Consider the following 20,030-nt stretch of genomic DNA (forward strand, 5'->3'; position numbering starts at 1 on the left):
GCCTGCACCTCCAGCGCCGACATGCACATGACGATGACGGTGCCGAGGCCGAAGATGACGCCCTGGCCGAAGTTCAGCCAGCCAAGCGAGGTCCAGGTCTTGGTCGCGGCGATCTCGTAGCGCGCCATCGAGCGGTCGAAGCGCTCGGCTTCCATGGCTTCATTGGTGAAGTATTTGACGGTCTCGAAGTTGAGCAGCGAATCGATAGCCTTGGTGTTGGCGTCGGTGTCGCTGTCGTTCATGTCGCGGCGGATCGAGATGCGCCAGTCGCTGGCCTTGACCGTGAACCAGACGTAGAGCCAGACGGTGACCGCCACCACGGCCACGTATCTCCAGCCATAGGTGAAGGCGAAGATGCCGGCGGTGAGCGCGAATTCGAGGATGGTCGGCGCTGTGTTCAGCATGATGAAGCGCACGATCGTCTCGATGCCCTTGGTGCCGCGCTCGATGATGCGCGACAGGCCGCCGGTGCGGCGCTCGAGATGGAAGCGCAGCGACAGCTGGTGCATGTGGACGAAGGTGCGGAAGGCAAGCTGGCGCACCGCATATTGACCAACGCGGGCAAACAGCGCGTCGCGCAGCTGGTTGAAGCCGAGTTGGACCAGCCTCAGCACATTGTAGGCGATGACCAGCATGACCGGCGCGAGCAGGAAGGACGGCAGCGGCGGTGGCGTCTTGGAAGCATGGGCCAAGGCATCGGTCGCCCATTTGAAGAAATAGGGACCGGCGACCAATGTCAGCTTGGCGACGACCAGGAGCAGCGTCGCCCAAGTGACGCGCGCCCTGAGGTCGGCGCGCTCGGCCGGCCACATGTAGGGCCACAGATTGCGTAGGGTTGTGAGGGTGCCGGCTTCGGCGGAGACGGTCTTTTCGGCCACTAGTCTTGCCTTTTTGGGTGAGAGGGTCAGCGGCTGGGGCAGCAGGATTTGACGAGTTCGCCGAGCGATGTCGAGACGTCGGCAAGTGCGGCATGATCGACGGCGTAGCGCGAGCGCTGGCGGTCGGCCTCGAAGCGTACGAGCCCGGCCTCGACCAGGATCTTCAGATGTTGCGAAACGGTCGACTGGGCGAGATCGAGATGGTCGACCACCTCGCGGCAGGAGCAACAGTGGCTGGCCGACAGGTGCTTCAGGATCTCGATGCGCGCCGGGTGCGACAGCGCGGCCAGCCGCGCTGCGATGGCATGACTGTCAGGCGCGCGGCCAGGGCAGCCGCTTTCGGGCAAGGATTCGATCATCGTCCATCGGCGATAGACGATGAAGTAAAGGAGGGCAAGCTAGGCTTGTGGGTAGAACGTCGGAACTGCTGATCTCCCCCCTCGTGGGGGAGATCACCTAATCAGCCTACTCCGTCTTGGCCGGCACCGAGGTCATCTGGTCGCCCATGGCCTTCATGTCGGCCGCCTCGCCTTCCTTCGACTTACCCGGAACCTTGAACACCTGGCCCGGCCAGATGCGGTCGGGGTCGCGGATCTGATCCTGGTTGGCGAGATAGATGGTGGAGAAGCGCACGCCGTGGCCGTAGACGCGACGCGAGATGCGCCAGAGCGTGTCGTTGCGGCGGATGATGACGGCGCCGTCGGCATGCTCGAGCTTCGGCGCCACCGTTTCGGGAACGTCGGCCGGTGGCGTCGCCTCGGCAACCTTGGCCGGAGCTTCGGCTGCCGGAGCCGGTGCCGCCGCGGGCTTGGCCGCCTCCGCCGTTGCCGTGGCTGGCGCCGTCGTCTCGACGGGCTTGGTTTCTGTCGTTGCCGGTGCGGCGGGCTTCGCCTCGGCCGGCTTGGTTTCGCTCGGAGCGACGGCGGCGACCGACTCGCCGGGCTCGCGTTCGAACGGCACGGCGGCGCGGGCGACGACCTTCACGCCGTCGTCAGCAAGGCCATCGACATGGATGGTGTAGTTGCCGACCGGAATGTCGCGCGCCGCCTCGATCAGGAAATGACCGTCAGGCGAGGTCTTTGCGTCGCCAAGCAGGATGTCATCGGCATAGGCGCGCACCTTGCGGCCGGGATCGGCCGTGCCGGCGACGAAAATCTTGCTTCCGTCGATCTCGACGGCCTCGACGGCGATCTTGGGTTCGGCCGCGGCAGGCGCTGGCGTGGCGGACGCCTGAGCGCCAGCGGCAGGAGCCGTGGTCGCGGCGGGTGTCGTCGTAGCCGGAGCGGTCGCGGCGGCTGCCGGCGCCTGCGCGGTGGGCGCGGCAGCGGCCGGCTGTTCGGCGGCAGCAGGCGCGGCGGTCTTGGCCTCGGGCTGCGGAACGGTGATGAGTTCGGAGGGCTTGCCGGGCTCCTCGACCATGGCCAGCACCTGGCCGGTCGGGCTCTGCGGTATCGACACGACGGCGGTCTGAGCCGAAGCAACGGCAACCCCGCCGGCCGTCGAGCGCAGCGTGATCGAGTAATCGCCCGGCTTCAGCGGATTGTCGAGAACGATGGCGAAGGCGCCATCCGGACCGGCGACGGTGGAACCGAGCACCGTGCCGCCGTTGAGTATCTCGACCTTGGCGTTGGGCGCGGCACTGCCGGCGACGACGATCGAGCCGTTGGCTTCGACGCGCACGACGTCGAAGGTCGGCAGCGTCGGACCAGCGGCGGCTGGAGCCTGGGCGGCTGGCGCTGTTGCCGCCGGCGCAGCTGGCGCCGTGGCGGCGGCGGGCGCGGCCGGCTTCATCGCATTGCTGGCGGGCGCCATCGCGTTGCTGGCCGGCGCCATGGCGTTGTTCGAGGCCGGCGCCATCGCATTGTTGGTGTTGGCCTGGGGCTGCGGCAACCGGCCTTCGGTCGTCGTGCTGGCCGAGCCGGCAGCCTTGGTGTCTGCCGGCTGAAGCGCAGCGACCTCCGCCGGCTTGTGCTTGAGATAAGGATCGAGCGCGCCCGATCCGTAGGCGACCGCCGCAACGACGGCAACGCCGCCCGCCGCGAACAGGAACGCCCTGGAAGTATTGATAGCCATGCCTTTTTCTGCCCCCTTAGCCACCTAACGCCGGTCTAGCGTGTTTTGTCCGGTGCTACAAGAAAAAGCCCATGCTTGGGCTTGACCGCGCCGACCGTCCCTATCACCAATCATCGCCATGAACACGATTCGATCCGTCTGCGTCTATTGCGGTTCGTCTCCGGGCCGCGACGAGGCCTATATCAAGGCCGGACACCTGCTTGGCCGCTCGCTGGCGAAATCCGGGCTGCGCCTCATCTATGGCGGTGGCACCAAGGGCATCATGGGCGCTGTCGCCGACGGCGCGCTCAGGGCCGGCGGCAAGGTGACGGGCATCATCCCGCGCTTCCTGATCAACAAGGAGGCTACCGAGACCGCCCTCGACAAGCTCGACGAATTGCTGATCACCGACAACATGCACGAGCGCAAGCACAGGATGTTCGAAAAATCCGACGCGTTTGTGGCTCTGCCGGGCGGTATCGGCACGGTGGAAGAGATCGTCGAGATCATGACCTGGGCGCAGCTCGGCCATCACCGCAAGCCCATCGTCTTCGCCAACGTCAAGGGTTTCTGGGACCCGATGCTGACGCTGATCGAACACATGTCGGCCGAGGGCTTCATCCACACCGCCCACAGGGTGAAGCCGCTGGTGGTGAGCGACCCGGACGCGATCGTGGCCGCCATCATGGTGGCGGGGTCCTCGGTGGATGCCCCGACCGAGGGCGTGCAGTCGGTGATAGACAAGATGTAGGGGAGCAAGGGCAGTGAGGCAGCAGTGACCGCCTGAATCTGCTACCCCTACTCCCTACCGCCCTACCGCCTTCCTCAAATCGCCTATCACCGCCCGCCGGTCGTTACGCCGCCAGGCGAGATGGATCGACACGCTGCGCCCAAACCAGGGCAGGTCGCGGAAGACGATGCCCGACGGCGCAGCGGCGCGCAGGCTCTCCTGCACCGTGGCGAGGCCGAGGCCCGCGCTGACCAGTCCGAGCGAGGTCAGGGGATCGGCGGTCTCGTAGGCGATGTCGGGCAGGAAGCCCGCCCGCACGCAAGCCGCCAGGAACTGCGCGCGATTGGTGTCGTCGGGCTGGCGCACGACCGTGATCCAAACGCGGCCATCAAGGTCGCCGGGGCGGATGTCGGGAATATCGACCAGCGGATCACCCTGCGGCAATGCCAGCATCAGCGGCTCACGCCGCACCAGCATGCTGTCAATTTCCGGATCCCCCTCCGGCGCCGGCGAATAGACGAAACCAAGGTCGAGGGTGCGCTGCCTCAAATCCTCGAACTGCGCCGCCGTTCGGCGGCTGCGCAATTGCAGGTGGAACGCCGGCCGCTCGCGGCGGAAATCCCTGAGCATACCGGCGACCAGCCCCGCATGCACCGCGCCTTCGACGTAGCCAATGGCGAGACTGCCAGTGGCGCCGCTGGCAAGGTTGCGGCCGAGCGCTTCCAGCCGCGCCGCGTTGGCAAGCAGCGCACGAGCCTCGGCAAGAAAGGCCCTGCCCTCGGCATTGAGATGCACCCGCTGCTTCGCCCGTTCGAAGAGGGCGACGCCAAGCTGTTCCTCCAGTTGCATGATCTGACGGCTGAGCGGCGACTGCGAGATATGCAATTGCTCGGCGGCGCGGCCGACATTGCCGGCCTCGGCGACGGCGACGAAATATCTGATTTGCCGCAGGTCGAGCATGTTCGCTCCGGGTTAAGCCATTCTAGGTCTGAACTTTAATCTAATCAGTCTTGGACAGTCTGACCAGACAACGCGATATCTCCCGGCATCAACCCGCCGACACAGGAGACAGCCATGCAGTTCTTTGCCCTACTTGCCCGCAACACCCAGAAGTTCAGCGACGCGGACTTCGCACCGCTCCTGCCCGGCGAGGCCGAGCAGCGGCGAACGCTTTATGCGCAAGGCGCGGTGCGCCAGGTCTGGAACCGTGGCGACATTCCAGGCAGCGGCATGATGTTCGAGGCCGTCGACGAGAAGGAAGTGCGCGGCCTTCTCGCCACACTGCCCCTGGTCGAGACCGGCATGATGGACATTGCGGCAATCGTGCCGCTCAACCCCTATCCTGGCTTCGGGCCGAAGCGCTGAGCGGTCCTTTCGGCCTTAATGCGGGCAACGCCACATGCAGCGCCGTCCCGCGCGATCCCTACCCGACACTATTCCTGGATCGATCCGCTCCCTTGCCGGCGACCGAGCCGTCGCTATTGTCGGCGGCGAAACGGAACAAGGGGCGGAATATCCATGAAGCTTGGCTTTGTCGGCACGGGCGCGCTGAGCTCGGCCATCGTCACCGGGCTGAAATCGCTGCCGGGCGAGACGACGCCGGTGGTGATCTCGCCGCGCAACGAGCAGATCGCCGCGGGGCTTGCCGCGCGTTATCCGGACGTTCGCGTCGCCGCCGACAATCAGGCGGTGCTCGACCAATGCGACACGGTCATGCTAGCGGTGCGGCCGCAAATCGCGCGCGAGGTGCTGCAAGAGCTGCGCTTCCGGCCGGACCATCACGTCGTCAGCCTGATCGCCACCGTATCGCGGGACGAGATCGCCGCGCTCGTGGCGCCGGCAACGCATGTCGGCAAGGCCCTGCCCATGCCGATGATCGCCCGTCTGGAGGGCGCGACGATCATCTGTCCGCCAGACCCGATCGTGGCGGCGTTCTTCGGCCGGCTCGGACAAGTGATCGAGGTCGAGGATCCCTGCGAGTTCGATGCGTTGAGCGTCGTCACCGCGACCTATGCCAGCTATTTCAAATATCTCGACACGATCCACGCCTGGGTGCGGAGCCAGGGCGTTTCGGGCGACAAGGCGCGGGACTACATCGCCAGCATCTACAAGGCGCTGGCCAACGCGCCGGATACGGCGCCGGACGAAGATTTCATGCATCTTGCGCAGGACTATGCGACGCGCGGCGGCATCAACGAACAGGTGCTGCGCGAGCTGACCGAGCGAGGCACATTCGACGCCTTCGCCGAAAGCCTTGGCCGCGTGCATAGGCGCGTCACCGGCAGGTAGCCGGCGGAATTCTCCGACGGCGCGGCGATGGTTTTCCGCGCCGCCGCGGGGCTCGAACCCCCATGCGTCGAACCCCGTGACGCCGTCGCCTATCCGCTCTTGCTGGCCGCCTTTGCCGCCTGTGGCGGTCGAGGCGTCCTGCTGACCAGCATCTTGTCGATGCGGCGGCCATCTAGATCGACGATCTCGAAGCTCCAGCCTTCGTAGGTGAAGCTCTCGCCGACTTCCGGCAGGTGTCCGAGGCGGACCAGGGCAAAGCCCGCGATGGTGCGGAAGTCGCCGTCGGACTGGCGCATCCTGAGGCCAAGGCGCTCGAAGGCGTCGTGCGCGGGCGTCATGCCGTCGACCAGGAGCGAGCCGTCCTCGCGCTCGACGACGTCCGGCGCCTCGCCCTCCACGCCCGGCAGGTCACCCGCCATGGCTTCGAGCAGGTCGGTCTGGGTGACGATGCCCTCCAGCCCACCATATTCGTCCATGACCGTGATAAGCCGCACCGGCGACTGCTTGAAGCGATCCAGCACCTTGACGATGGGCGTCGCTTCGTAGACGACCAGCGGCTCGCGCATCACGGCCATGGGATCGAGCGGCCTGCCGTCGAGAAGCTGATCGAGCAGGTCCTTCTTCAGGACCATGCCCAAGGGTTCGTCGATGCTGTCCCGGCCGACCAGCAGCTGTTCGTGGGGGCATTCGCGGATGGTGCGGATCATCTCCTCACGTGTGTCCCCGGCGTCGATCCAGTCGACATCGTGGCGCGGCGTCATGATATCGCCGATGCGTCGATCGCCGATCTTCAGCACGCGGACGACCACGTCCTGCTGCGCCTGTTCGAGAATGCCGGCCTCCTGACTGGCCTGGACCAGAAGCTTGAGCTCCTCGGCGGAATGCAGGGCGCCCTCGCCCGCACCCGGCCGCAGTCCGCAGGCCCGCAGCACCAGGTTGCCCAGGCCGTTCAGGGTCACGATCGCCGGGCGCAACAGGAACAGGAACAGGCCGAGCGGACGCACGATCCACAGCGCCGTGCCCTCGCTGCGCTGCAGCGCGAGGCTCTTCGGCGCGAGCTCGCCCAGCACGATATGCAGCGTCGTGATGATGATGAAGGCGATGGCGACCGCGATCGCGTGCGAGCCGAAATAGGCCCAGGATTCCGGCAGGCCCGCCAGCAGCGGCTCGACCAGATGCGCCAGAGCCGGTTCGCCTATCCAGCCGAGCGCGAGCGACGAGATGGTGATACCGAGCTGTGTCGCCGCGAGATTGGCGTCGAGATTGTCGAGCGCGCGTTGCAGGGCCGCGGCGTTCATGCGGCCGGCGGCGACCAGTTCGGCCACCCTGCTCTTGCGAACCGCTACGAGCGAGAATTCGGCCGCGACGAAAAAGCCGTTCGCGGCGACAAGGAAAAGGACCGACAGAATTCCGAGAATGTCGGTGAAGCTACTACTGCCATCGCCCGCGGGCATGATCTCCTCTTGGGGTTGCGACGCGGACCGCGCCTTGGACAACAAAAATGGCGGCATAAACGATGCCGCCGCCGGTCGCCTCAGGGATTATCTCGACGACTATCCTAATCTAAACGGCCTTGACCCCGCCGACTAGGGGTTTTTTCCACAGAATTTCCCACACCTTTCGGCCTCAGCTCGGAATGACAGGCGAAAGACCTCGCGATTCCAGGTCGTCTTAATCCACAATTCGTCATCGTCCTGTTATCCGCACCCGACAGTTTCCCCTCGCAATTCAACCAAACCGCAGTTGCGAGGACAAATGATATTGAAGAACATTGCTTTCGGATTCGCCGGCGCTGTCCTGTGCCTTCTTCCCGGAGCAGCCCTGGCCGATTACGTGAACCCGGTTGCCTATCCCCAGTCGGGCGATCCGACCGACATCCAGGTGGCCATCGAGATACCCGCCGGCAGCTTCACCAAGTATGAGATCGACGCCAAGACCGGCCATGTGGTGGTGGATCGCTTCCAGTCGATGCCGGTCGTCTATCCCGCCAACTACGGCTCGATCGCCAGCACCAAGGGCGGCGACGGCGATCCGCTCGACGCGCTGGTCTTCACCCGCGAGCCGATCTATCCGGGTGCCTTCATCCGCGTCAGGCCGATCGGCGTGCTCAAGATGATCGACGGCGGCGAGTCCGACAACAAGATCATCGCCGTGCCGGTATCCAAGGTCGACCCCACCTACGACAACATCAAGTCGATCGAGGATCTGCCCGCCATCGAGCGCGAGCGGATCGAGCAGTTCTTCACCGTCTACAAGCGCCTTCCGGCCGGCCGCAAGGCGGTCGAGCTCAACGGCTTCGAAGGCGCCAACGTCGCCATCGACGAAGTGAAGTCGGCGCTGGACAAGTTCAAGGTCGACTGAACTCCGCAGGGCTGAGATTTGGCCGATCCAGATCAAGCCGATGCCGGCGCGTTGAGGCGCGCCGGGATCGGCTTTTCTTTGAGAGGGCGGATCAGCGCGGGCCTCACTCCGCCGGGGCGACCCGCAGCGACGGTTTGCGGGCGCTGAGCCGGTCTAGATAGAGATAGACGACCGGCGTCGTGTAGAGCGTCAAAAGCTGCGAAACGATGAGCCCGCCGACGATCGCCGCGCCGAGCGGCTGGCGGAGTTCCGCGCCGGTGCCGGACTCGAGCGCCAGCGGCAAGGCGCCGAGAAGCGCCGCGAAGGTCGTCATCATGATCGGCCGGAAGCGCTGCACGCTTGCCTTGTGGATCGCTTCCCGCGCCGACAGTCCTTCCTGGCGCTCGGCTTGCAGCGCCATGTCGATCATCATGATGGCGTTCTTCTTGACGATGCCGATCAGCAGGATGATGCCGATCAGCGAGATCACGTCGAACTCCATGCCGGTGACGAGCAGCGCCACAAGCGCGCCGATGCCCGCGGAGGGCAGCGTCGACAGGATGGTGATGGGGTGGACGTAGCTCTCATAGAGCACGCCCAGCACGACGTAGATCGTGGCCAGCGCCGCGGCGATGAGCAGAAGCTCGTTCAACAGGTTGGAGCGGAAGGCAAGCGCCGTTCCGGCGAGCGAGCCGTGGATCGAGACCGGCATCCTGAGCTCCGCGATGGCCCGATCGATCGCCGCCGAGGCGTCGCCGAGGGTGGCGCCGTCGGCGAGATTGAAGGAGATGGTGGCGGCGGCGAAATGGCCCTGATGGTTGACCGCCAGCGGCATCGTCGCCGGCCCGTACCCGCTGAACGCCGAGAGCGGCACCATGTGCTCGGCCGCCGTGCTGACGGCGGAGCCGCTGGAGGCGCTGCCGTGGCCGGTGACGGCAATCGCGTTGGTGGCCTGGTTCTGCACCGCACCGGAAACGCTGCCGGCCAGCACGTTGGTGCTCTGCGTGCCGCTGGCCGCGGCGCCCGAGGTGCTGACATAGATGCCGTTCAGCGCGCTCGGATCCTGGAGGTAGCGCGGCGCCACCTCCATCACGACATGGTACTGGTTGCGCGCGTTGAAGATCGTCGAGACCTGGCGCTGGCCGAAGGCGTCATAAAGCGTGTTATCGATGCCCGCCGGCGTCACGCCGAACCGCGCCGCGCTCTCGCGATCGACCGTGATGTTGGTTTCGAGCCCGGCCTGGTCCTGGTCCGAATTGACGTCGGTGAGTTCCGGCGCCTTCTTCAGGATATCCACCAGCTTCGGCGTCCATTCCTCCAGATCGGCGGTGCCATCGGCCTGCAGCGTATACTGGTAGGTGGCGAGGCTCTGGCGGCCGCCTACCCTGATCTCCTGGCGCGGATTGAGGAAGAGCTGGGCCCCGGGCACCTGCCTGAGCTGGGCGCGCAGGCGCGTCAGCACCGTCTGCAGCGGCGCCCGCTCACCCTTAGGCTTCAGGCTGACGAAGACGAAGCCGGAATTGGTTTGGCGGCCGCCGATATAGCCGACGACGTTCGCCACCGCCGGATCGCCCTTCAGGATCGATTCGAGCTGTTCGAATTTCTGCCGCATCAGCTGGAAGGAAATGGCCTGGTCGGCGCGCAGGCCGCCGATCAGCTCGCCCGTGTCCTGCTGTGGGAAGAAGCCTTTCGGCACGACGCCGTAGAGATAGACGTTGAGGACGACCGCGGCGAACAGGGCCACCAGCATGACGCCGGCATTGTCGAGCGACCAGGCGAGCGAGCGGCCATAACCCGCGCGCACGCGCTCGAAGACGCCTTCGCCGAACCTCGCCAGGACCGAGCGCCTGGTCGACGCGGTCGCGCCCGTGCGCAGGAAATGCGCGCACATCATCGGCGTGACCGTCAGCGACAGCACCAGCGAAATCACGATCGACAGCGACAGGGTCAAGGCGAATTCCTGGAACAGGCGACCGAGAATGCCGCCCATCAACAGGATCGGCAGGAACACGGCGACCAGCGAGGCGCTCATCGACAGCACCGTGAAGCCGACCTCGCGCGCGCCGACGAGCGCGGCCTTGCCCCGCGGCATGCCATCCTCGATGTGGCGCATAATGTTTTCGAGCACTACGATGGCGTCGTCGACGACGAAGCCGGTGGCAATGGTGAGGGCCATCAGCGACAGATTGTCGAGCGTGAAGCCGAGCAGGTACATCGCCCCGAAGGTGCCGAGGATCGAAACGACCAGCGCGACGCTGGGCACCAGCGCCGCGCGCCAGTCGCGCAGGAAGCAGAACACCACGAGGATGACGAGCAACACCGCCAGGACCAGCGTCAGCTCCGTGTCGTGCAACGAGCCGCGAATGGTGGTCGAGCCGTCGGTCGCGATGTTGAGCCGGGCATCGGCCGGCACCGAGGCCTGCAGCGTCGGGATCAGCGCGCGAACGCGGTCGACCGTGTCGATGATGTTGGCGTTCGGCTCGCGATAAAGCACCAGCAGCACGGCCGGCTCGCCATTGGCGAGGCCGAGATTGCGCACGTCCTCGACAGAGTCCTCGACATCGGCGACGTCGCTGAGGCGCACGGCGGCATTGTTGCGCCAGGCGATGACGAGGTCGCGGTATTCGGCGGCGTGGCTGGCCTGGTCGTTGGTGTAGAGCTGGTAGCGCAGCGCGCCGTCCTCGGTGAACCCCTTGGGGCTGCGCGCATTGGCGGACGCGATCGCGGCGCGCACATCCTCCAGGCCGATGCCGTAGTGGAACAGTGCGCCGGGGTTGAGCTCCACCCGCACAGCCGGCAGCGAAGAGCCGCCGAGATCAACATTGCCGATGCCCTCGACCTGCGACAGGCGCTGCTGCAGCACCGTGGCGGCGGCGTCGTAGAGCTGCCCGGGCGTCAGCGTGTGCGAGGTCAGCGCCAGGATCATCACCGGCGAATCGGCGGGATTGTACTTGCGGTAGGTCGGGTTGCTGCGCAGGTCCGACGGCAGGTCGGCGCGGGCAGCATTGATCGCGGCCTGCACGTCGCGCGCCGCGCCGTTGATGTCGCGGTCGAGATCGAACTGCAGCACGATGTTGGTGGTGCCGGTGCTGGAGCGCGAGGTCATCTCGGACACGCCCGCGATCTGGCCGAGATGGCGCTCCAGGGGCGCCGCGACATCGGTCGCCATCGTGTCGGGGCTCGCGCCCGCCATCGCGGCCTGCACCGAAATAGTCGGGAAATCGACCTTGGGCAGCGGCGCAACCGGCAGGTTGAAATAGGCGATCACCCCCGCTACCGCCAGTCCGATCGCCAGAAGCGTCGTAGCGACCGGCCTCGCGATGAAGGGCGCCGAGAGGTTCACGGCGCGAGCCCGCCGGCCCGCGCGCCGGCTTCGCGTTCCCCAGGGCGCGTCAGGCGATCGAAGGCGAGATAAATCACGGGCGTCGTGAAGAGCGTCAGCACCTGGCTGACGATCAGGCCGCCGACGATGGTGATGCCGAGCGGCTGGTGCAGCTCCGAGCCGGCAAGCCCGCCGACCACCAGGGGAACCGCGCCGAACAGCGCCGCCATCGTCGTCATCAGGATCGGCCGCAGCCGCAGCAGGCATGCTTCATAGATCGCCTCGCGCGGGTCGAGCCCCTGCAGGCGCTCGGCCTGAAGGGCGAAGTCGATCATCATGATGGCGTTCTTCTTGACGATGCCAACCAGGAGCACGATGCCGATGATGCCGATGACGTCGAGGTCATGGCCGGCAAGCATCAGGGCGACCAGCGCCCCGACGGTCGCCGAGGGCAGCGTCGACAGGATCGTCAGTGGATGGATGAAGCTCTCGTAGAGCACGCCCAGCACGACATAGACGGTGGCGACGGCGGCGAGCACGAGCAGCAATTCGTTGGAAAGCGAGCTCTGCAACGCCAGGGCGGCGCCCTGGAAGCCGGTCGTCAGGCCGGCCGGCGGCTGCATGTCCTGCTCGGCGGCGGTGATCGCCGCCGTGGCATCGCCCAGCGAGACGCCGGGGGCCAGGTTGAACGAAACGGTCGCGGCCGGGAACTGCGCGAGGTGGTTCACCAGGAGCGGCGCCTGACGCACGCCGATCGAGGCGATCGCCGAAAGCGGCACCTGGCCGGAACCGGCCGAGGGCAGGTAGATGGCGCCGAGCGAAGCCGGCGTCTGCCCGACCGACGGGTCGGCTTCGAGAATGACCCGGTATTCGTTCGACTGGGTGAAGATGGTGGAGATGATGCGCTGGCCGAAGGCATCGTAGAGCGCGTTGTCGACGGTCGCCGGCGTGATCCCGAAACGCGCCGCCGTCGCGCGGTCGATGGTGATGTCGACGGCGAGCCCGCTCTGCTGGCTGTCGCTCGCGACGTCGGCGAGCTGCGGAAGTGCTGCCAGCCTGTCGGTGAGCTTCGACGTCCAGTCCGCCAGCTCGACCGGATCGGAATCCTGCAGCACGTATTGGTATTGCGAGGGGCTCGCTGTGGAATCGACAGTCAGGTCCTGCACCGGCTGCATGTGCAGCGCGATGCCGGCGATGCCCGAGGTTTCCGACTCCAGCCGTCTTATGATGGCGCTGGCGTCGTCGGCGCGGGCGTCGCGCGGTTTCAGGTTGATCAGCATGCGGCCGCTGTTCGACGTCATGTTCTGGCCGTCGACGCCGATGAAGGACGACAGGCTGGCGACATCCGGATCCTTCAGGATGATGTCGGCCAGCGCCTGCTGGTGCGCCGCCATGTCGGCATAGGAGGCCGAGCCCGCGGCCTCGGTGACCGCCGAGATCGCGCCCGTATCCTGGATCGGAAAGAAGCCTTTCGGAATGACGATGTAGAGATAGACGGTGAGCGCAAGCGTCGCCACCGCGACCAGCAGCGTCAGCGCCTGGCGGTCGAGCACCCAGCGCAACGCCACGCCATAGCCCTCGGCTATCTTGTCGAACACGGCCTGGCTGCCACGCGCCAGCCGGCCCTCCTTGCGTTCGGACGGCGGCTTCAACAGCCGTGCGCACATCATCGGCACCAGCGTCAGCGAGACGATGGCCGAGATGACGATCGCGAGCGCGAGCGTGATGGCGAATTCGTGGAACAGTCGGCCGACGACATCGCCCATGAAGAGCAGCGGGATCAGCACCGCGATCAGCGAGACGGTGAGCGAGATGATGGTGAAGCCGATCTGGGCCGAGCCTTCGAGCGCCGCCGTCACCGGGTCGTCGCCGTGCTCGATGAAGCGGGAGATGTTCTCGATCATGACGATGGCGTCGTCGATGACGAAGCCGGAAGCGATGGTGAGCGCCATCAGCGACAGGTTGTCGAGACTGAAACCCCACAGATACATTACCGCGAAGGTGCCGATCAGCGACAGCGGCACCGAGAGGCTGGGGATGATCGTCGCCGGGATGTTGCGCAGGAACAGAAAGGTGACGAGCACGACCAGAAGCGCGGCGAGCCCCAGCTCGAACTCGACGTCATGCACCGAGGAACGGATGGTGGTGGTGCGGTCGGTCAGCGGCTGGACCTCGAGCGCGGCGGGCAGGCTGGCGCGCAGCTGCGGCAACAGCGCATTCACCGAATCGACGACGCGGATGACGTTGGCGCCGGGCTGGCGCTGGATGTTGAGGATGACCGCCGGCGAGCGGTTCATCCAGGCGCCCAGTCTGGAGTTTTCCGGTCCCTGAATGATATCGGCCACCTCGCCCAGCCGCACGGGCGAGCCGTTGCGGTAGGCGACCACCATGTCGGCATAGGTCTTCGGGTCGCTGATCTGGTCGTTGGCGTTGATGGTGTAGGAGCGCGCCGGGCCGTCGAAGCTGCCCTTCGGCGTGTTGACGTTGAGCGTGCCTATGGTGGTGCGCAGGTCGTCGATGTTGAGACCCATGGCGGCCAGCGCCTTGAGCTTGACCTGCACGCGCACGGCTGGCCGCTCGCCGCCGCTGATCGAGACAAGGCCGACGCCGGGCAATTGCGAGATCTTCTGCGCCAGCCGCGTCTCGGTATAGTTCTCGACATCTGTCAGCGGCAACGTCTTGGAGTTGATCGCCAGCGTCAGGATCGGCGCGTCGGCGGGGTTGACCTTCGCGTAGATCGGCGGCGCCGGCAGGTCGGCGGGCAGAAGATTGCCGGCCGCGTTGATCGCCGCCTGCACCTCCTGCTCCGCGATGTCGAGGCTGAGATCGAGGCTGAAGCGAAGCGTGATGACCGAGGCGCCGGCCGAACTGCCCGACGACATCTGCTCCAGCCCCGGCATCTGGCCGAACTGACGCTCGAGGGGAGCAGTAACGGAGGTGGTCATCACCTCTGGACTGGCACCCGGATAGAAGGTCTGCACCTGGATCGTCGGATAGTCGACCTCAGGCAAGGCCGAAAGCGGCAGGAAGAGATAGGCGATCATCCCGACCATCAGGATGGTGGCCATGATGAGGGTGGTGGCCACCGGCCGCAGGATGAACGGCCGCGACGGGTTGAGCCAGCTCACAAGGCTTTCGGTGCTCATTGGCTTTCGGCCGAATTGCCGCCGTTCGCCTGGCCGTTTTGCTTGCGGTGATGGCGATGCTGACGGTCTCCGCCGGCGGCGTTGCCCTGCCCTGCCGTCCCATTGCCCGCCGCCGCGCCCGCGCCGCCGCCCTGACCGTCAGAAGCCGCGGGGGTGTTGCCGGAACCGGCCGGGGGAGCAGCGGCCGTCGCGGGTGGCGTGGTGCCGGAACCGGCCGGGCTGGCCGCGGGCTGTGTGGCCGTTCCCGTCCCGGTGTCCGGCGCTGCGGCCGTGTTGCCAGGCACGGAAACCTTGGCGCCGTCCTTAAGGCGGTCGACGCCGTCAACGACGACCTTGGCGCCCGGCGAAAGCCCGGAACGCAATTGCGTGACGGAGGCATCGCCCGGGCCAAGGGAAACGGTCTTCACGGAAACGGTGTTGTCGTCGTTCAGCTGGTAGACGAAGGTGCCCGGCGCGCCGTGCTGGATGGCGGCGTTCGGAACCACCGTCACGCCAGTCAGCGTGCGCACCAGGAGATGCACGTTCACGAACTGGTTGGGATAAAGCGCACCGTCGGCATTGGGGAAGAGCGCGCGAAGCTTGACCGTGCCGGTAGTCGGGTCGATCTGGTTGTCGATCGTTTGCAGCGTGCCTTCGGCGATCTGCTTGGTGTCGTTGCGATCGAACAGCGCGGCCTTGAGCTGCACGTTGGCGTGGGTCTGCTCCAGCACCTGGGACAGGCTGTCCTCGGGCAGCGAGAAGATCACCGAGATCGGCTGCATCTGGGTGATGATCGCAATGCCCGTGCCATCGCCCGGTGTGACGTAGTTGCCCTGGTCGACAAGGCGCAGGCCGATGCGGCCGTCGGCGGGCGCGACGATGTGGCTGTTGGAGATGTTGACCTGCACCGCTTCGAGCTGCGCCTGGTCGGAAACGACCGAGCCCTCGTCGGACTGCACGGTCGCGCGCTGCAGGTCCACCGCCTGCTGGGTGATGGCGCTGGAGGTCAGCTTGAGGTCGCGATCGAGGTCGAGCTTGGCGTCGGCGAGCAGGGCCTGGTCACGCTCGAGCTGGCCTTGCAGCTGATGCTGCTGCGCGACCAGGGTGCGGGCGTCGACCTGGGCGAGGAAGTCGCCCTTCTTGACATTCTGGCCTTCCGTGAAGCCGATCTGGGTGATCTGGCCGCTGACCTGCGAACGCACCGTCACGGTCGACAGCGAGGTGACGGTACCGAGCGCCTCGAGCACGATCGGGACGTCGGCCTGCGTCACCGATGCGACGGCAACCGGCTGCGGCCCGGCGTCACCGCCCCGGAAGCGGCCGCCGCCGCGCCCGCTTTGCTGCTGTTGCTGCTGGGCAGGCGCGAAGGGATGCAGCCAAACGACGGCGCCCGCGCCCGCCGTTACCAGTAGCAGCGCGACGATCCAGCCGCGCCCCTGGCGGCGCGGGGGCGGTTCTTTCGTCACGGGCGTCACAGGCTCGGTGAGCGGCTGCTGCCTCTTGGCGACCTCGTCGTCCACTTCATCACCTATCCATCGATCGAGCCAGGTCCACGCGGCTCGTCATAGTTCTTCGCCAACAACGCTCGGGATCGCCTCGCGGCTCCCGTCAACCCCGCGACCCAGGCGCGACCCTAATGGAGGATAGGCGCGCGGATTCTGCCGTGCAATTCCAGCGCGCATTAAATTCCGGTAATGAATTGAATGGGTTAGACCCCTCAAAACTCGCCCCTGGCAGCCCGTTGAGGCACGTCGCCGGAAGCTGGTTTTCCCGGCAGACGCGATGGCCGGCGGCTGCCTTTAGACGAACAGCGACAAGGCCTTACACGGACAAGCATGCCCAACGCGGCTTGCCGTCCGCACCCTCCCCATGATCGCGTCCCACCCCGATCGGCGCGGCGGGCACGGCAGGATAGGCCAGCCGCCTCCCCTCGCGAAGATGTGAACGGGAGTGACCCGCGGTCTCCTGCCCAATCGCATGAAACCCGGCGGCTGCGGGCGTGAGATGCCCGGACCGACAAACCGCCAGGGCAGCGAATCGCGCCACTAACTCAAGCACCGATTCCTCCAGCCTCAGCAAGTATCGAAGAAGATTCTCGCCGGAACAAAGCCATCGCATCGACGTTGCCTCAAACAAGCACATATCAGGAGGTCGTCATGCTGCGAGGTGGATTGCTTTGGCTTATCGGGATTCCGTTGCCCGTCATTCTCATTCTTTGGCTGCTCGGCTATCTGCACTAGCGGCGCGCTTTCATCTTCCCGTTCTATTGCCCTTCATCACCAACATCTGGCTGGTGGCCGATCGAAGCAGCATCCGGCGCAACCGCGCCGGATGCCTTGCGCTTCATTGAACCGCACGGCACGTTAACCGCGACCGGCGCTACGGCCGGCCGCAATCGATGAAGGTGCGACTTGCGTTCGACTGACTATCTCGACCGGCTGTTCAGCCTCGAAGGCAGGCATGCCTTCATCACTGGCGCCAGCCGCGGGCTGGGCCTCGCCTTCGCGGAAGCGCTTGCGGGCGCGGGCGCGCGCGTCACCATCGGCGGCCGCAAGGCGGATGAATTGAAGGCCGCCGGCGATAGCCTGCGCGGCGAAGGTCACGCAGTCGCTGAATCCATCATCGACGTGACTGACACCCAGTCGGTCGACACGGCGATAGCGGCCGCCGAATCCAATACCGGCCCAATCGACATCCTGGTCAACAATGCCGGCATCCAGCGCCGCGCGCCGCTGGAGACTTTTTCCGACGCCGACTGGGACGCACTGATGGCCACCAACCTCGATGGCGTGTTCAAGGTGAGCCGAGCGGCGGTGAAGGGGATGATCGCACGCCGCAGGGGCGTGATCATCAACGTCTCGTCGGTGCAGAGCGTGCTCGCCCGCCCCTCGATCGCGCCCTACGCCGCGAGCAAGGGGGCGATCACCATGCTGACCAAGTCGATGGCCGGCGAGTGGGGCCAGCACGGCGTGCGCGTCAACGCCATCGCTCCCGGCTATTTCAAGACCGAGCTCAACGCGGCCCTCGTCGCCGACGAGACTTTCTCGAACTGGCTCACCGGCCGCACACCGATGCGGCGCTGGGGCGACGTAGAGGAACTCGCCGGCGCCGCTGTGTTCCTGGCGTCGGACGCGGCGAGCTTCGTCACCGGACAGACGCTGCTGGTGGATGGCGGGATCACGAGTGTGTTGTGAGGCTCGGGCATTTGCCTGAGCGGCATGGTGCCCACCAGATGAGCTCTCAGCTTCTCGACCGCCGCTGACCGAGTTACCTCACTACTTTGAAATTGCGCCAGGTCGACCAGGTTCCATCTTCACGTGGATAGCGATGGAGGAACTGCGGGCGACCGCTCGGAGCACATTCGAGGAAGTGTGCGAACGAACTTGAAATGCAGTGCACTTCGGCGGCTCCTTCGATCACCTTGCGGTAGTGGAAGGGCACATCGGTCAACCCAGGAACGGGCCGCACCCGTCTAATATTCTTCGGCAATCGCGTCTCATCGATCTGGAAGCCGCGCCGGGCATCGTCATGGACAAAAATATAGGGCTCGGCTGGCGCTGCAATCTGAAACAGCCCCTCTTCCGCATCCAGGTCACGGGGCACGTCGAATGCAGCCCATCGCTGCTCGAAGGGAACGCCAGCCAGTTCGTAGAACGCTGCGTCGAAGCACAGCAGCATTTCATCCCGCCACTGCTTATTGTGTGTTCCAGCGCGGACAGAGCTTGCACCCGCCTTCTCAAATGCCTCGACGATGCGTCGAAAGTCTTTCTGTTCCTCCACCGCTATGGTCCGGACGTTCGGCAAATCGCTGAACATCCAGCGCACGGCAGCCTCGTAGAAAGGCCTTACAGGTAGCACCAGAATCTTAAAGGAAGGACAAAGGGAACGCACGATACCATTGCAGATGATGTGGTCCCCAAGGCCAAGATGATGAGAGAAAATGGCGAAATCACTCTTAATAGCACCATTCATCCGTCGAAAATCGCTCGCAAGCCGCCTTATACGCCGGCGGCGCTCGATAAGACTGAATATGTCCATAACCCCACTTCAATGAAATTTAATATGCAATATACCTATACAAATCCAATATTTTTGCTTGATTTATACGTCAAGCCCTAACGCCAAAACCAAAGGACTCGCGCTCCGTTTTATGATCGCAACATAGAATTTGGTAATCCCAATGCCCCCAGGAACTTGCCGCTGGCGATGGAGTCCAGCACACCGTTTTCGGTGGCGAAGGTCGGTACGACGCGGAGGGGGAAATACCTCTTGGAAGCTGCCGGGAGATCTGGCCGCTGGATCGGAAGACAAGGATCGAGAGCCAACGAGACTTGTGGTTAGGCCGGTGATGGATGAGGAGTACGCCTGGTTTTGGCGAGACGCCTGAACGCGTCCAAGCCGTGGCCGCTTCCGGGATAGAGCGACATGTCCGTGCCCTCGTTTGGGTCGTCTTGGTCTAATCTCCCAGTGCCAAACCTGGGACGTCGAACGTCCCGCTCAAACGGGAGCTAATCTCGCGTGACGAGATGAGGCTCGACCGGAACAGTAGCCGTTTCTGCCTTTGATACCGCGACCGCCCTGCCCTTCATCATCGCAACCAGCACCCGATCCGTCGCCAGCCTGCCCGCGCCGCTCAGCGCCAGGATGAACATGCCGCCGGCAATCGCCAGGTCCTTCTCGAAATGCAGGAGCTCGTTCTGGCTGGCGAAGTTGGTGTGGAAGAGGCTTGCCGTCATCAGGCAGAACAGGCCGAGCCCCAGCGCTCCCAGTCGCGCCAGGATGCCGAGCGCCACCGACAGGCCGGCGCCGAGTTGTAGCACGATGGTGGCGAGAAGCAGCGGCGCACCGATGCCGAGCGCCGCCATCGCCCTCTGGGCGCCCTCGAAATGCGTCGCGAGCTGCAGGCCCTCATGGAGGAAGATCAGGGATAGAAGTAGCCGGCCCGCAAGCAGCGTCACGTCCTTAGCATGAAACTTCTCGGCGAATTCGGTCGGTGTCATCGGTCGGCTCCAGTGTTCTGAAAAGCGGTTCGCCCAGGTCGAACGCATGCAAGGGCTTGATGTCGAAGGGGTCGGAGCCGGCGCGGGGAAAGACAGGCGCCGGCTCCTATTTTCGGGCGCGCTTGCCGCGGCGCGCCCGAAAAATTCACTTCGTCACCTTGGTGGCGATTGCCTGCTGCAGGTCCGAAAGCTCCTCGCAGCCCGCCGGGCAAAGCTTTTGCAGCGAAGCGAGCTGCTCCTTGGCCTTGGCCATGTCGCCGGTCTCGACATAGAGCTCGCCCAGATATTCATGCG

The 20,030-nt window shown here is 65.3% G+C and carries 15 protein-coding genes; 5 read left to right on the forward strand and 10 right to left on the reverse strand.

The window, feature by feature from the left end; all coding sequences use genetic code 11:
• The 3 genes from Q0L57_RS21365 to Q0L57_RS21375 all read right to left on the reverse strand — a co-directional run.
• Positions 1-878 (reverse strand): ABC transporter transmembrane domain-containing protein (locus tag Q0L57_RS21365; RefSeq protein ID WP_296745027.1); only part of this gene is annotated, 878 nt, incomplete at its 3' end.
• 26 nt (positions 879-904) lie between these two features.
• Complete coding sequence (locus Q0L57_RS21370) at positions 905-1,237, reverse strand: metalloregulator ArsR/SmtB family transcription factor (protein ID WP_296745028.1); 333 nt, start codon at positions 1,235-1,237, stop codon at positions 905-907.
• Between the two features lie 106 nt (positions 1,238-1,343).
• Complete coding sequence (locus Q0L57_RS21375) at positions 1,344-2,951, reverse strand: LysM peptidoglycan-binding domain-containing protein (protein WP_296745029.1); 1,608 nt, start codon at positions 2,949-2,951, stop codon at positions 1,344-1,346.
• 118 nt (positions 2,952-3,069) lie between these two features.
• Between Q0L57_RS21375 and Q0L57_RS21380 the strand changes: the two genes are divergently transcribed.
• Positions 3,070-3,681 carry a TIGR00730 family Rossman fold protein gene (locus Q0L57_RS21380; RefSeq protein ID WP_296745030.1) on the forward strand — a complete coding sequence of 204 codons (612 nt, stop codon included), beginning with the start codon at positions 3,070-3,072 and terminating at the stop codon, positions 3,679-3,681.
• 54 nt (positions 3,682-3,735) lie between these two features.
• Here the strand turns inward: Q0L57_RS21380 and Q0L57_RS21385 are convergent, their stop codons facing one another.
• Positions 3,736-4,620 carry a LysR substrate-binding domain-containing protein gene (locus Q0L57_RS21385; RefSeq protein WP_296745031.1) on the reverse strand — a complete coding sequence of 295 codons (885 nt, stop codon included), beginning with the start codon at positions 4,618-4,620 and terminating at the stop codon, positions 3,736-3,738.
• A gap of 114 nt (positions 4,621-4,734) precedes the next feature.
• Between Q0L57_RS21385 and Q0L57_RS21390 the strand changes: the two genes are divergently transcribed.
• A complete protein-coding gene (locus Q0L57_RS21390; RefSeq protein ID WP_296745032.1) occupies positions 4,735-5,025 on the forward strand; it encodes a muconolactone Delta-isomerase family protein in 291 nt (96 codons plus the stop codon).
• A 153-nt stretch (positions 5,026-5,178) separates the two neighbouring features.
• Positions 5,179-5,949, forward strand: a complete 771-nt coding sequence (locus Q0L57_RS21395; RefSeq protein ID WP_296745033.1) for a pyrroline-5-carboxylate reductase — start codon at positions 5,179-5,181, stop codon at positions 5,947-5,949.
• A gap of 89 nt (positions 5,950-6,038) precedes the next feature.
• Here Q0L57_RS21395 and Q0L57_RS21400 read toward each other — a convergent pair whose 3' ends face one another.
• Complete coding sequence (locus tag Q0L57_RS21400) at positions 6,039-7,403, reverse strand: hemolysin family protein (protein ID WP_296745034.1); 1,365 nt, start codon at positions 7,401-7,403, stop codon at positions 6,039-6,041.
• 307 nt (positions 7,404-7,710) lie between these two features.
• Between Q0L57_RS21400 and Q0L57_RS21405 the strand changes: the two genes are divergently transcribed.
• A complete protein-coding gene (locus Q0L57_RS21405; RefSeq protein ID WP_296745035.1) occupies positions 7,711-8,310 on the forward strand; it encodes an inorganic diphosphatase in 600 nt (199 codons plus the stop codon).
• A 103-nt stretch (positions 8,311-8,413) separates the two neighbouring features.
• On the opposite strand, the gene Q0L57_RS21410 is transcribed toward Q0L57_RS21405, so the two are convergent.
• The 3 genes from Q0L57_RS21410 to Q0L57_RS21420 are packed head-to-tail and all read right to left on the reverse strand — an operon-like array spanning position 8,414 to position 16,256.
• Entirely contained in the window at positions 8,414-11,632 is a 3,219-nt protein-coding gene (locus Q0L57_RS21410) for an efflux RND transporter permease subunit (RefSeq protein ID WP_296745036.1), read from the reverse strand.
• Positions 11,629-14,757, reverse strand: coding sequence for a multidrug efflux RND transporter permease subunit (locus tag Q0L57_RS21415; protein WP_296745037.1), 3,129 nt, complete (start codon positions 14,755-14,757; stop codon positions 11,629-11,631). The genes Q0L57_RS21410 and Q0L57_RS21415 overlap by 4 nt, the downstream gene beginning before the upstream one ends.
• Complete coding sequence (locus Q0L57_RS21420; RefSeq protein ID WP_296745038.1) at positions 14,754-16,256, reverse strand: efflux RND transporter periplasmic adaptor subunit; 1,503 nt, start codon at positions 16,254-16,256, stop codon at positions 14,754-14,756. The genes Q0L57_RS21415 and Q0L57_RS21420 overlap by 4 nt, the downstream gene beginning before the upstream one ends.
• An 891-nt stretch (positions 16,257-17,147) precedes the next feature.
• On the opposite strand from Q0L57_RS21420, the gene Q0L57_RS21425 reads away from it, so the two are divergent.
• On the forward strand, positions 17,148-17,930 hold the full coding sequence (locus tag Q0L57_RS21425) for a glucose 1-dehydrogenase (RefSeq protein WP_296745039.1): 783 nt from the start codon (positions 17,148-17,150) through the stop codon (positions 17,928-17,930).
• 73 nt (positions 17,931-18,003) lie between these two features.
• Here the strand turns inward: Q0L57_RS21425 and Q0L57_RS21430 are convergent, their stop codons facing one another.
• Entirely contained in the window at positions 18,004-18,774 is a 771-nt protein-coding gene (locus Q0L57_RS21430; RefSeq protein WP_296745040.1) for a hypothetical protein, read from the reverse strand.
• A 470-nt stretch (positions 18,775-19,244) separates the two neighbouring features.
• A complete protein-coding gene (locus Q0L57_RS21435) occupies positions 19,245-19,736 on the reverse strand; it encodes a DoxX family protein (RefSeq protein ID WP_296745041.1) in 492 nt (163 codons plus the stop codon).
• Between the last annotated feature and the right edge of the window lie 294 nt (positions 19,737-20,030).

Source organism: Mesorhizobium sp., from assembly GCF_024509055.1.
Taxonomy (GTDB): Bacteria; Pseudomonadota; Alphaproteobacteria; order Rhizobiales; family Rhizobiaceae; genus Mesorhizobium.